11 protein-coding genes and 2 pseudogenes are annotated in these 13,371 nt (G+C 52.8%); 6 read left to right on the top strand and 7 right to left on the bottom strand.

What is annotated here, in order from left to right:
- Window positions 1-388: 388 nt before the first annotated feature.
- Complete coding sequence (locus tag CO671_RS33960; RefSeq protein ID WP_029875808.1) at window positions 389-931, bottom strand: hypothetical protein; 543 nt, start codon at window positions 929-931, stop codon at window positions 389-391.
- 354 nt (window positions 932-1,285) lie between these two features.
- On the opposite strand from CO671_RS33960, the gene CO671_RS32400 reads away from it, so the two are divergent.
- Together CO671_RS32400 and CO671_RS32395 are read left to right on the top strand one after the other, a co-directional pair.
- Window positions 1,286-1,981, top strand: coding sequence for a DUF6875 domain-containing protein (locus CO671_RS32400; protein ID WP_004677746.1), 696 nt, complete (start codon window positions 1,286-1,288; stop codon window positions 1,979-1,981).
- Between the two features lie 85 nt (window positions 1,982-2,066).
- Window positions 2,067-2,588 (top strand): YbaK/EbsC family protein, encoded by a 522-nt coding sequence (locus tag CO671_RS32395; RefSeq protein ID WP_004677747.1) that lies wholly within the window; start codon window positions 2,067-2,069, stop codon window positions 2,586-2,588.
- A gap of 155 nt (window positions 2,589-2,743) precedes the next feature.
- Here the strand turns inward: CO671_RS32395 and CO671_RS32390 are convergent.
- Window positions 2,744-3,488 (bottom strand): annotated as a pseudogene (locus CO671_RS32390) (transposase); the annotation flags it as partial.
- 900 nt (window positions 3,489-4,388) lie between these two features.
- On the opposite strand from CO671_RS32390, the gene CO671_RS32385 reads away from it, so the two are divergent.
- The 3 genes from CO671_RS32385 (at window position 4,389) to CO671_RS33955 (ending at window position 6,903) form a co-directional block, all read left to right on the top strand.
- Window positions 4,389-5,414, top strand: a complete 1,026-nt coding sequence (locus tag CO671_RS32385) for an LLM class flavin-dependent oxidoreductase (RefSeq protein WP_011053483.1) — start codon at window positions 4,389-4,391, stop codon at window positions 5,412-5,414.
- A gap of 151 nt (window positions 5,415-5,565) precedes the next feature.
- Window positions 5,566-6,474: a transcriptional regulator NodD3 gene (gene nodD3 / locus CO671_RS32380; RefSeq protein ID WP_004677763.1), complete on the top strand. Its 909-nt coding sequence runs from the start codon at window positions 5,566-5,568 to the stop codon at window positions 6,472-6,474.
- 81 nt (window positions 6,475-6,555) lie between these two features.
- On the top strand, window positions 6,556-6,903 hold the full coding sequence (locus CO671_RS33955; protein ID WP_012489591.1) for a hypothetical protein: 348 nt from the start codon (window positions 6,556-6,558) through the stop codon (window positions 6,901-6,903).
- On the opposite strand, the gene nodD2 is transcribed toward CO671_RS33955, so the two are convergent.
- Window positions 6,883-7,839 carry a transcriptional regulator NodD2 gene (nodD2, locus tag CO671_RS32370; protein WP_004677768.1) on the bottom strand — a complete coding sequence of 319 codons (957 nt, stop codon included), beginning with the start codon at window positions 7,837-7,839 and terminating at the stop codon, window positions 6,883-6,885. The genes CO671_RS33955 and nodD2 overlap by 21 nt on opposite strands.
- Before the next feature lie 384 nt (window positions 7,840-8,223).
- On the opposite strand from nodD2, the pseudogene CO671_RS32365 reads away from it, so the two are divergent.
- Window positions 8,224-8,357: pseudogene (locus tag CO671_RS32365) on the top strand (IS3 family transposase); the annotation flags it as partial.
- A gap of 147 nt (window positions 8,358-8,504) precedes the next feature.
- Here the strand turns inward: CO671_RS32365 and CO671_RS32360 are convergent.
- The 4 genes from CO671_RS32360 to CO671_RS32345 all read right to left on the bottom strand — a co-directional run bounded on the left by CO671_RS32360 (window position 8,505) and on the right by CO671_RS32345 (window position 12,594).
- Window positions 8,505-10,094 carry a class I tRNA ligase family protein gene (locus tag CO671_RS32360; RefSeq protein ID WP_097609170.1) on the bottom strand — a complete coding sequence of 530 codons (1,590 nt, stop codon included), beginning with the start codon at window positions 10,092-10,094 and terminating at the stop codon, window positions 8,505-8,507.
- A 1-nt stretch (window position 10,095) separates the two neighbouring features.
- A complete protein-coding gene (locus CO671_RS32355) occupies window positions 10,096-10,425 on the bottom strand; it encodes a cupin domain-containing protein (protein WP_004677772.1) in 330 nt (109 codons plus the stop codon).
- Window positions 10,426-10,446: 21 nt separating this feature from the next.
- Window positions 10,447-11,226 (bottom strand): phytanoyl-CoA dioxygenase family protein, encoded by a 780-nt coding sequence (locus tag CO671_RS32350; RefSeq protein WP_029875810.1) that lies wholly within the window; start codon window positions 11,224-11,226, stop codon window positions 10,447-10,449.
- Between the two features lie 81 nt (window positions 11,227-11,307).
- Window positions 11,308-12,594, bottom strand: coding sequence for a SidA/IucD/PvdA family monooxygenase (locus CO671_RS32345; protein ID WP_064826121.1), 1,287 nt, complete (start codon window positions 12,592-12,594; stop codon window positions 11,308-11,310).
- Window positions 12,595-13,371: the final 777 nt, after the last annotated feature.

Raw genomic sequence — 13,371 nt, 5'->3', positions numbered from 1 at the left:
GAAAACTCTAGCATCCGGTGGTCCAACGTTTGGGAGCGGTTCAGAAATTCTCAGTGGCAGGTCAGACGCCGGATGAAAATTCAGTGGCAGGTCACACTGTCTCGACCAAGAGATGGAGGACCGCGTCAGCGGTTTCCGCCTCGCCTAAAAAGATAGCGTAAATGCCAAGGTGATAAGGCTGAGGATGCCGCCGAACTTCCCGCGCAGTTTCTTGGCCGAAACGACGATACAGCCGCTCCCCCTAGCAGCGCCTGCACCGGCCGTCAGGCCGGTTAAGCGAAGCGGGTTACCTCGATGAAGCTTGTTTACGGAGGAAACATTTGATTGATGAAAGGATAAACGCGCGCGAGACCGGCTTCTTACTTTTGCTTTCCCACAATAAAACTCGCTAAAATTTCCTGGCTTTTCGATCGACTCTCTTTTGAGAGGAACCCACAGGTGCCCCAGAAGACGCTGGCGATTTATCAATAGATGAAGAACTTGCCGTTGCCATCCCTTCCTCAGGAAGCGTAGCTACTTGAGCGGCACTGTCAATCGCTCTACGGCAGTCATCAAGGAAGTCAGCTATATATTCATTGACATAGACAACCAACGGCTCCTTTGGAACAACAATCAGACGCCGTTTGTCCGTTTTATCCCGAGTGATGTCGATGAACCCACGCAAATGCGCTGCCTCGACATACTTTTGGCAAACAGTCTGGTTTTTGAAAGGCAGATAGCGACACGCCTGCATCTTCGTCATGGGTTTGTTATTGGCGTCCATATGATATACTTTAAGCATCAATCCAAGAATATTCCTCAGGAATAGTTTTTCTTCGGAATTTTCGCTAAAGAGATCTGACAAAAACGAGTCAATTTTCTCAAGCTTATGCTTTACGCCGACGTCGATCTGTTCTGGCGTATATATTTTTCTTCGTGTTGTCTTCGTCACGGCCACGCCTCTGCGCAATGGGTCGTTCTGTTTTCACCCAAAGCCTGTTACCGGATCCCATCGCGGCGACATTTATCATATGTATGTCTTCATAACTACGACGAATATAAGAATTTGCGGGCGGTCGTGAGACTAACCTTCATCGTGCACGAGCCCCCGCTCTTGTTTTCACATCCATTTAAAAAAACAGTTACACAAGTGTAACTACGAGTGCTATCAAAAATTCGGGAGCTTCGCTTCCGATGGAAGGTCGGTCTCTTGATTGGCCCCCGACCAGCTCGCCCGCCGCCCGAGCTGGCATGCAAGAGCCCGACCTTCCGTTTTGCACGTGGCTTTTCGAACCAGGGATCCGAAATGAATAAAGAGATTTGGAAAGATTACAGCCAACCTTTCGGGACGATTGGTCCATTGATGACAGTGGGCGAAATTCTGGAAAAGAATATTGATGCGGGATACAACGCCTATGATGAGTATGCAAACGCAGCTCTTCAGAAATTTGCTCGGTATGCCTCAGAATTCCTCTCCAATCCACATCCTCATTTAGGTCGGGACGGGAGCGTTTGCCCTTTCGTTCCCGAGGCTCTGACGAAGGGGCTTTTACGGGTTGCCGCGTCGCAAGCTGTTGCAGTTGACGAAATCGAAAACGATTTGGCGCGTATGCTCGCCGTCTTCAGCCAGATGAAACCCGTAAAGTCCTTCAACGATCGAACGGGCGACTGGATCTATAAGGCCATTATCATTGCCCTTCCTGGAATACAGGATGAAGGAGAGATCATCAGGATTGGTCAACTGCAAAAACGGCTGAAGCCCGACTTCATTCAGGAAGGTTTCATGATCGGTGAATTTTATCCAGGTTGCCCGGAGCCCGGTTTGCACAACAGGATGTTTCGACCGCTCGACACAACGGTTCCAGCCTTGGCTATTCGGCATATCACCAAATATGATGCTCCTTTCATGCTCGATAGCGATAAGTGCCTGGAGGCTTACTTCAGTATTTTTGGGAACGAGGGTCGCCGCCGCATTAGGCAGCTTTTGGAGCGAACCGCCTGAAACTTACTCGCAAGAGGGCTGTACTCGCAGTCGCTGAAACAGCTATCCTCGATCGTCCTACCAGGTGAACCGGAAGGAAACGACTATGTTGGACGTTCATCCGAACGTACTTGCTGAACTGCACCAGATCGGAGCGTCGACGGTACGATTGTGGCGCTATAGTGAGTTCGCCACCCCTATTACATCTCCTTCCGATTTAGCCTCTGCTATCGGCGTTCCCGTGGGGCGCGTTGCAAAGACGATGATTATTGCCGAGCAGAAAGCGAACGATGTGATGCGCCGGTCTCATCCTGCGCGCCACCTTTGTGCCGTTTTGCTGCCATCACCTTCAAAGATTGACATGAAAGCGGTTGCTGGCACGTATGGATGGAAACGAGCCGAGCTTGCTCAGAAAGAACAGGTACTCGATCTCTTCGGCTACCCGTCAGGAAGCGTATCACCATTCGGTCTCCAGAAGATCGCTGTACTGATCGACACCGCCCTTTTTTCTTATCCTACCGTAGTCACAGGTGCGGGCAAGGTTGGAGTCGAGCTTGAGATCGACACAAGCATGCTTTGGAAGATCGGGCAGCCGTTACAGACGCGTGGACGGGCCAGTCAAACCTAACGCCTCGTCACCTTTCATAGAGATGCCGTGAGGTAGGTTATTTCTTCGGGAAAGGAAATGCGGTTCCACGTAACGGCGCCTCGATTAGAGAATGAGGGTTCAATACGTATGTTGCGTAATCGGACTCATAGTGCGCACTATAACGAAAATCGTCACACCCGTCCCAACGTCTGCACGACATCTTCACCTCGATAGCTGTGAGGCGGATCAAGCGCGGGAACATAGCGTGAGAAGGTGGCGACCACCGTCAGGACCCGCAGTTTCTTTCCGGTTGCGAGCTGGTCGTGCACGAAGTCCATCGCCCACACGTCATTTGGTCCGACAGCCATTTGCCGATCCTCGCGAAGTTTCGCCTTAACACGGCGCTTCCGAGTCTTATTCCGCAGCTGCAGTCCCAAGTCCCTGTAAATGCGATAGGTTCGCTTGATGTTGGTGCCCCAACCCTCGCGTTCCAAAAGCACATGCACGCGACGATAGCCGTAGCGCACCCGCGCTTACAGGTCTAGACCGGCCTCGGCGCGGCGAGAGATGTAGTGATCGGTCGACCGATCGAAGTTCAACGCGCCACAGGCACGCCGGATCGAGATCGCCCAATCGCGGCACATGACACCACCTCCCGCTACCCCTCAGGCCTTAGAGCTTTCGGCGGATGGCGTCCTGCAGCATCTCACGGTCCAACGTCAGATCCGCGACGATCTTCTTCAATCGCGAATTCCCGTCCTCAAGCTGCTTGCGCCTCTTCATCTCTGGCGGCAACATGCCGGCGTACTTTTTCTTCCAGTTGAAGTAAGTCGTCTGACTGATCCCCGCCTTGCGACAAATCTCCGCGATCGAGACGCCCTCATCACCCTGCTTCAAAATGAACGCCTTCTGAGCGTCCGAAAACTGCGATGCCTTCATCGTGTTCCGTTCCTTTTCCCAGCCAGGAAAATGCACCGGAAAACTCTAACCAAAATTGGTCCAGTTTGAAGGGTTGAGAGCAATTTCCCTATCGTAAAACCTGTGATCCTATGAAGTTAAGATGGGGAATGTTAAGGACATATAACAGCGTGCACGAAAGACGCGGAAGCCAACTGCGTCACATCTATTTCTGGTATCGGCGCTGTTGCGCTGCGGCCAAAACCGCACTGGCTCCTGATCCTTCCACCTTCGGAAGGGGCCGTGATCTCGCCTGGGTCGACCGTATGCTAGTTCGATCAGCAACCCTTTGACGGTGAAGATTCCTGGTTATTCACCTGGTGGATCAATGCCATACAAACAATCAATTTTACGAAGCCATGGGATGTTATTAAACACCTCGATTATGAATTGGGGACCCCATGATGTTGCTCCACCGAGAGCAGCCGAGGGCAAGGTCACAGACCTGGCCGGTAAATGGAGACGAACATGGCCAACGTGGAACTGCAGAAGGCGCTCTCGTCTGCCAATCAAGCGCCGAGACATAGCTCTGGGTCCTTTCTTCGCCTACTGCAGGAGCCTCGTCGCATTAAACCGAATACCAGCTTTAACACATTTGGGTCGCCACAAAAGCTGAACAACCACTATCCGATCTTGCCAATCCTTGGCTTCTCAAAAGTGAACGGAGCTGTGGGTATGCGAGATGGGGTGTTACCCACCGCGAAGTCATACATGAATACGAATGATTCAATGTCATTTCAACGTGAGCATTATGATTAGCTCATCGGCGTCAGCATCGTTTTTTAGAACCAGCAGCTTTTCGATGATTCCTGGCGAAAGACATCGGGGCCACCCTCCGGTCTTGGTCACCGAAAATTCGCCGCCAAACTTGGAGACATTTAAATGACAAACTCTCTTCCCGCAAAGCTGATGGTTGGTATCTTCGACCATTTGGACGAAGACGGAAGGGAGATTGGGCGCCAGTATGAAGATCGGATGAAGTTGGCAGAGGTCTGCGATCGCCTTGGCTTTTATGGATATCACGTCGCAGAGCACCACTGTACTCCCCACGGCAGAGGACCTTCGCCGAATCTATTTCTAGCAAGCGTAGCTCAGCGCACGCAGCATCTTCGTCTCGGTCCTTTGGTTATGCTGTTGAATCTTTATCATCCGTTACGTGCGTTTGAAGAAATTTGCATGCTGGATCATCTGAGCGGTGGCAGGCTCGAGTTGGGCATGGGGCGCGGCTCCTTACCAATCGAATGGAGCTTTTTCGGTATTGATGAGGAGGTGGCGACATCGCGCTATCTCGAAGCCAGCGAGATCGTCATCCAAGCGATGAAGGAAGGAGCTCAGGCTCTTTCCTACAAAGGCGACCACTTTGAACTAGACAAAGTCCCGTTGATGTTGCGGCCACACCAACGTCCTCAGCCTCCGAGATGGATTACAACCAGTCGTCCTGAGGTTGCGCGCTGGGCGGCTGAGAACGATACAAATCTTGCCTGCGGGGGCCCTGCTTCTGCTGTTCGCCAGATCACTGATGCCTACCGAGCACACGAGAGACGTACCGCCGGGGGCAGGAAACGGGCGCCGTTCCTTGGGTTGGTCCGAATGGTGGTGGCCGGCAGCACGACGAAGCATGCCATTTCGCTCGCGGCCCCGGCTTATCAACGGTGGCTTCGGAGCTTTAGGTTTCTGTACGAGATTAACGGGATACAGACTCCTCAGAACCTCCCGCCGGATTTTGATGCAGCAGTAGACTGTCAGTTGTGCGTAGTTGGTACTGCTGCTTCAGTTAGGCAAGATCTTCTCGATCATGTCGAGGAAGCAGGTGCTAATTATCTTCTTTGCCAGCTGGCGTTTGGTGATTTGCCATTGGAGGCTTCCTATTACACTGCAACGAGCGTTCACTCTGGAGTTATGGCTTAATCTGGACTGGCCTCAGGTTGCTTTCCGATCACAGAGATTAAGTCTCTGTGGCCGCGCCCTCAAATCGATTGAGGAGCGTCAAGGCGAATTCAGCCATCGCCGTAGGAACAGCCATTGTGGAATGGGCTGCACTATTGGATAGTTAAAAGATATGCGATTTAAGGGCCTCGATCTAAATCTCCTTGTCGCGCTCGATGCACTAATGATTGAGCGCAACCTTACTGCGGCGGCACGTAGCATTAATCTGAGCCAGCCCGCAATGAGTGCAGCTGTCCGCCGGCTCCGCTCCTATTTCCGCGATGAACTATTTACGATGCGTGGTCGTGAGTTCGTTCCAACTCCGCGTGCGGAAGACCTCGCGCCTGCGATTCGTGAGGCTTTACAGCATATTCGGCTCAATATCATACCCTGGGATAAATTTACTCCTGATCAATCAGATCGTCATTTCCGAGTAAGCTTATGCGATTTCGTTACAGTTGTTCTTTTTCAGAAGATACTGGAGCGTCTTGCGCGGGAAGCACCCGGCATTAGTTTTGACTTGCTGCCTCTTACTGACAATCCAGACGAGCTTTTGCGACGCGGCGACGTAGACTTCCTTATTAGCCCACCGCTATTCATGTCGAGCGCGCACCCTAAGATAGATCTATTTCAGGAACGACTGACTTGCGTCGGCTGCAGTAATAACAAACAACTTGAGGAAGCCCTTACTGCCGAGGAGTATTCTTCAATGGGGCACGCGGTAGTTAGGTTCGGTCGGACGCAGCAGCCTACCATAGAAGATTGCTTCTTGCAGGAGCATGGCCTCAAGAGGCGGGTCGAAGTCGTTGTTTCAAGCTTTAGCATGATCCCCGCCGCCCTAATGGGCACCGATCGCATCGCAACCGTTCCGTTACGACTAGTTGGGCTTTTTGAGGACACGATACCATTGCGGATGACTGCGCCCCCGATAGCGCTGCCGACATTCACCGAGGCAGTCCAATGGCCGGTACTTCACGACAAAGATCCGGCAAATATCTGGATGCGAGATATAATGGTTCAGGAGGCAGCGCGATTGCCGTGACCATCCTGAAACCTAGGAAGCTGGGCTGCATTGGGAGCGACGACCCGCGACGCGGCCGATTAGCTGAAGACGGCACCACCTGTGAGTGACCCGCAGGCCATTTTATCGACGAAGCTGAGCGCTACGCCCGTCGCCGATCGGCCGCCCTTCGGACGATTGCGCGACGTGCTGTCTAGCACCTTCGGCGGCAAATCGAAGGGTGCTGGGGGACCACAATTGCTCCGCACCGCAACCCGCCGCTACCGCCGCAAATACAGCAACCCAAAACCGTCGGAGCGAACTCAAAACTGGATAAAACTTGGGGGCAAGGTCAGCGGCCTTCCCCGGATGGATACCTTTGAAAAGCCTCTTTGGTGGCTGTTGAACTTATTCGGGCTCGGGCGGATCTTACTCAAGCAGGAACCTTGGTCAGGAACCGGATTGTTGTAGCAACCCATGTATTTTAGGTGCGTTGGAGGACATCATACGGGAAGCTTCCTCAACCAATATCTCCCTGAACCAGATGCTCCCTGGATCGGCATTATGGAGCGCTGGCCATTGAACAGCTTCTGTGAAGACGGGGAGCGGTAACGGAAGGTTGATGATCCGCAAAGGGAAAGTACTTTCGTAATGCTCGACTAAGCGAAGCGGTAGGTTAGCTATGCGGTTCGTGCCACGCAGGACTGGTGGTATTAAGCTAAACCCTTGCACGACGACCTCCACCCGCCTCTGAATACCATTCTCGAGCAAGAACCAGCCCTCGACCGATGGCTTCAAAAAGCGCCCAAACGCGGCAGCGACGTGTCCCGTGGAGACATATTGCTCGATCGTCAGCGCTGAAGGTAGGTCCACATTTGTCGAACAGGCTACACATACAAACTTCTCTGTGAACAGTTTTGCACTCGGGTGTGCGCCCGAGAGAAAAAATTCAGGCACGATGAGGAAGTCGACGTCACCGCGGCTAAGCATCTCGTACGGATCACTATCCAAAGGCAGCAACTCAAAGCTGACTGCGGGCGCTTCTCGAGCAACTCGCTCAATGATTTTATTGAAGTATATCAGCATCATGAAATCGGACAGAACTATTCTAAAGCATCTGTCAGACTTCGACGGGTTAAACGGCTCCCAAGAGATGATTGAGCATTGTACCTGCAAGAGAGTTTCACGCACTGCCGAGGCAAGTCCTTCGGCACGGGGCGTCAGCCGAAGTTCTCGACCATTCATTGTAAACAATTCGTCGCGGAAATAGTCCCGAAGCCTACCAATGGCGGCACTCATTGCTGGTTGACTTAGATTGATACTACGTGCGGCAGCCGTTAGGTTGCGCTCGGTCGTGAGCGCATCCAATGCAACGAGCAGGTTTAGATCAAGGCCCTTGAAACGCATCTTTAGTCACATCCAAACAACGGATATTTTATATCCAAACAATCGATTTTTCCAGTACAGAACCTTCCAGCATAGATCCAATGAAGGTTCGTCAAAAAGGCTTAGGTTAGTTTGGTGATCAATTAAGTAGGCCGCATAGTTACGATAGACGTTATAGTTGCAGATAATCCACTTTAAATATCGAATGGCACCTTAGCAATAGGCGATGTGGAGCGGCGTCACCGAGCGACATGAAATGCTAGTGAACGGATGGGCGGAAGTAGGTTCATCATATCGCGATACCGGAGAGGCTTTGCCGTACGCTGGCTATCGACTGGCGGGCTCCTTCTGTTTGGAAGCATGTTCAAGATATTGGTGGCGTGCCAGTAATTTGTGATGAAAAGATCAACGCGCCTGAAGGCGCTTGAGGAAGAGAACGCCACACTGAAGAGACTGCTCGCCGAGCAGATCCTGGATACGGCCCCACTTCCCGAGCTCCTTAAAAAATAGAAAGGCCCGCCGCCAAGCGCGACGCCGTCGCACGCCAGAAAGCCGTCGTGGGCCTTTCGGAACGAAGTAGGTCGCCCGACTGCCGCCTTGCGTTCTCCGCTATCGAGATGCCGTCATCCGGTCGGCGTCCGCGTTACTCGCCTCGGGATCGTCAAAGCGGTTGCCGTCATTAAAAGCTAAGAATTCGGCCGGACTTGCCTAAATCGTCTTTCATAAGCCTCTATGAAGGCTTCCGGAATCGGGTCGCTAAACAATGGGAAATCAACCGGTTTGCGTAAGCCGGTGCTTGGCCGGATAGTGCCGCCATCGAGCCCCGGCCGCCATCCGGCTCCGAAAAAGAAAGCACCATACCGCGCCGCAAGCATCGGGGTCACAGGATTAAGAAGGCTTAGAAATACGGAAACTTCCGCTGCTCTGACTGAGGTATCTGCCCTTGAAAAAGACGCAACGTCGAAAAAGGCGTCTATGGCGTCCATGGCATCCCAGACGCGCAAGTCCTGCACCGCTTCGGAATATCGTTTAACATTGTGGTTCTGCTCGACTGTCAGCTTGTCGGCCGTCAGCGTCTCGTTACATCCGGCGTACTTGCGCAAAGCCGTTTCGAAAGCACGAATTCTAGCCGCGGTCTGAAGCAGCCCCTCGATCAGAAAATCGTTGTCGTTTGCGCCAAATGGCTTGGCGATGCTAGCCAAATAGTAGCGCAGCACGTTCGTGTCGATATCTGCTGCCACCTCGTCAGCCCACACAGCGTGGTCACGGCTAGTAGAAAATTTCGCGCCTTCGAGCTTATAAAAGTCCTGAATTGCATGGTTGTATGGAATCGCATAACCGCGCGAGAACAAACTAGCAGTAACGCCGATCGTGTAATAAAACCGGTTATCCTGACCCATGAAGAATACGAGTCTCGTGCTCGCGTTGCGCATAGTGTCATCGAGATCTGCGCCATTTTGCTTGCAGAGGCGTTCGATTCCTGTCTCATAGCACCACAATCCTTCAAACCAAGTCATTAAAGTTTGGCCTGCCACCTCCACCGGGGAGTTCAAAGTCACACCACGGTCGAAATGCCGCGACATCGGCAATGCCATCAGTTTTGACCGTAGCCAGTCAAGTTCTTTGCGCTTTATGGATTCCGGCCATCCGCTCGCCTCAATGGCGTGATCGAGCCCCGGAGCAAATTTTTCAAGCTCAAAATGAACCTGTCGAATCGGGCGCAAGATAAGGCTCTGGCCGCATGTCGTGTGAATCGGGTTGCGTAGTAGATTGTGTTGCAGCGCCGAGCCGCAATCTTCGCAAAGGTTACTATCTGTTGGCGCGTTACAAGCTGGACACTCTCCGACCGCGAGTGAGTCTGCGGCGAACTCTTCGCACGTCCCGCAATACAGTTGCTCTCCGTCGCGCAGCTCAACGTAGCCGGACGCTCTTAGTTGGTCGTAGATCGCCAAGCTGCGGTCTTTGTGGTCTTCGCTTGAAGTCCTTACAAATACGTCCGGTTCAATATCAACTGACCGCAGACACTGCAGAATTTCTTCAATGTGCATGTGTGCGACGTCATCAACCGGCCTGCCAAGCTTTCGGGCTTTCACCAGCGTGTAAGTGCCATGTTCGTCCGCACCTGTCACGTGATAGGCCGCGTTGCCTACCATGCGGTGGTAGCGTACGAACACGTCGGCGAGAAGGTACACGCCACCTATATGCCCAAGATGCAGCTTGCCGTTCGGGCACGGCGGCGCCGAGCAGGCAAAAAAAGTATGTTGGTTTGCTCTCAATTCAATCCCACCATATCGAAAGGAACTTTAAGCTGGTTTGAGGGCTGCTATTTTTGATCGCGTGTTTTTGGTGCGGCGCTATATAGACCATCGTGTCCCCACTGACTGCGGAGGTTTCTCCATCGGATTGAAACACGCCGCTGCCCGAGATCAATACCCAGAGTTCGTGCTCTGGGTGCGAATGAAGATCGACCGCATCGCCAGGTACCACCTCCACAATCGATGTGCCGAAAGCCGTTGCGACTGCCTGCGGTAGATGCTCAAGTAACCGGCACACCAGAACGCCATACTCCTGGCGCATGATTGAGCGGTCGATCTGTTTCGTATACATGTTTGCCTCTGTCCTCTGCCTTCAATCGCGATAGAAAATGCCGTTCGGCGGCTTGAGCTCGTCGATGTTGGAGACCTTGCCCTCGGGAGGGTTGTAGGCGCGTTTCAGTTTGTTGTATTCGGCCCTCGTTGGCCCACCAGTTGAGGCACGCTGGAACACGAGATAAATCACCCTTCGAGAATTTTCACTTTTGTTGGGCTTTGAGTAATGTGGGGCATAGTCGTCAAAGATGAAAATGTCACCGGCCTTCCACGTTACGGGCTCCCAGGCCAGCCTGTCCGCGACCTCGGGGTACATTACGCCGCCGGCGTCCATTGGGAACACGCCCTTTTTGTGGTTCCCGGGGCTGAAGAAAAGCCCTCCGTTGTCTGGGCCGGAATCGTCGATGCCTATTGCAACAATCGCGTGCACCATCCGGTCTGGTAGCTTATGTGGGATATGGTAGATGTCCTGATGCGGGCGATAGCCGCCGCTGTCGGAGTACTTAAAGATCAGCAACTCTTTGAGCATGCGGGCATCTTCCCCCAGTAACTCTTCGACGATCGACTCGATACGGTGGTCAGCCAGCAGTAAATCACGCACGGGGGCGTTAAATTCGAGGAAGTTCTCGACCTTCGAAATGATCCTCCTACCGACAGTTGTTTTTTCGAACCATATCAGCCATTTGTCTTCACTTGTCTCCCAGCACGAAACATCAGCCACAAGAGCTGAAAGTTTATCTCGGCTTTCTAGATCGAGAAATGACTCAATCCTAATGTATCCAACGTCATCCCATGTTGATTTTTGTTCTTTGGTTAACATGTGTAACTCCTTTTTAGATTTAAAGCCGCCTGGTAAAGCTGCGTCGTGAGCAGGCGCCCCGAGCTGCACTGCACTGGAGTGTTATCTTGCGTTTTGTGTCTCTTGAGCGGGAAGTAAACCTAGGCACCCAAGGATCGGCCGATCTGGGACGTTCAGATAGTATTCACGCCGAAGCAGGCTATTGATGATGCGACCGTTTCGGTAGGCGACGAGCGATAGATTCACACTCTGCAAGCCACTTTGGACTGGGGATCGGTTTTGCAGATATACCTGGCCGGGGGCGTTGTCCTCGAATTGAACGGAGTAATCGTCCTTCACGACCGGCAGACCGCCTTCCATAGAAGCGGAAGCCAATAGGCGATCGATAAACGCTAGCGGGCGAGGCTCGAAACCGGTGGCGAGTACGACCCGATCAGCCACTACAGTCGGTCGCTGACAGGTGCCGTGCGAAGCCAACAGCGCGTGCCAACCGTCCGCATGAGGAGACAACTCCTTCATGACGACTGCGGGTAGCAGTTGAATGACATCGTCAATATTGCCAGTCGCGCTGCGGTGATAGATAGATTCGTAAATGCGGTTGCTCAATTCTGCTGAAATGCCGTCACTGGTGAGTTTTTCGTCGTCGACAATAGTGCGACGTTTTTTAAGTGGCAGCGAATGAAAGCGCTGGCTGTAAGACGGCGTGTATGACACGTTGATAAAAGAGCTGTCATCCCTCGTGAACAGGTTCCCGCGTGACGTCACCCATGTAATTTTACCGATACCCGGACTGCCCAATAGGTGTTCAACAACCTCCGCACCGCTCTGCCCCCCACCAACGACTAATACGCGTTCACCGATGTCGATTTGTGGCCGATCCAGATAGCTCGCCACATGGTAGACCTTCTCGCCCAGCCAAGGTTTGGCGCATTCGGGAATTGTTGCAACGACACCGACGCCAATCGCAACTGAGCGTGCATGGTAGTGATCTCGAGTCGTCGTCACGCGGTAACCCTCGTCTAATCTGGTTACGTCGGTAACCTCCTCCCCAAACCGGAGTTGTGGCAACTGATGCGCAACCCATTGGAAATACTGTGTGAACTCTCTTCGCGACGTGGTCGCGTCGCACCGGTTTACGAAGCTGTACAGCCGTCCATGCACCGCGAGGTAGTTGAGAAACGAAAACGGACTGGTCGGATCTGCAAGTGTCACACAGTCCTTCAGCGGAGATACCTGCAGGCGACTGTTGGGCAGCAGCAGCCCAGGATGCCAATCGAAGCCGCTTTCCTTTTCGAAAAAGGCAGTGCGCAGCGGCGTCGGACACGCGAGTGCTGCAAGACTAAGATTAAAGGGTCCGATGCCTATACCGATGAGATCCAGCACTTGCATAAACACACTTCCTTTGGTTGGGCGGGCACGTGGGCAGCGATACGGAAATCATTATGAAGGACGTCTGTCTCCTACACCGCCCTCCACAATGTCTGACTGGCGATTGCGATGTTGAGAGCGACCAGACCCGCCATCACGAGCATGGCAACGTCGATGCCATAAACAGCAATTAATGTGCCACCGAGATACGGGAATTCGAACGAACCCACGAAAATAAGCGAGTGTAAAGACTTGGGAGGCCGTTGAGATTGACAGACCACGTTCGCCAGCGAGGTTCACCACCATCGCATTCAAGGTCGAATAAGTGAGACCGTAGCCTATCGCAAAGAGAACGGTGGCGACGACGTACAGCAGCTCGCTTCCCGGGTTCAAAACCAAAAGTCCGATCCCAATCAGTGTCGTCACGAAGAGGGTGAGTGCTAGGCGCCCAAGCGGCAACTTACCGATCATACCCGCGACGGAGAATCGCAATGTGACAGTCGTGACGGTGAATGTCAGAAAGAAGACATTCGGTGAGAGTCCGCGCGTTTCGGCATATATGCTTTAAAACGTGGACAGGCCTGCGAACGTACAAGCACCGATCGCCAACATGACCACCGGCAACACCGTTCTCCCCCACAAAATAGACATGGTCGTCGGATCGGATAAGCGACGGCGCTGGTAGAAAGTTGCGGCTGATGCTGATCTGAACCCTTCAAACTGGACCAATTTTGGTTAGAGTTTTCCGGTGCATTTTCCTGGCTGGGAAAGGGACCAGAAGACGATGAAAGCGTCGCA

This window comes from Rhizobium sp. M10 (assembly GCF_002531955.1).
In the GTDB taxonomy this organism is placed as follows: Bacteria; Pseudomonadota; Alphaproteobacteria; order Rhizobiales; family Rhizobiaceae; genus Rhizobium; species Rhizobium etli_C.
Note: the sequence above shows the minus strand (reverse complement) of the source record. Positions and strands in the feature narration are given on the sequence as shown.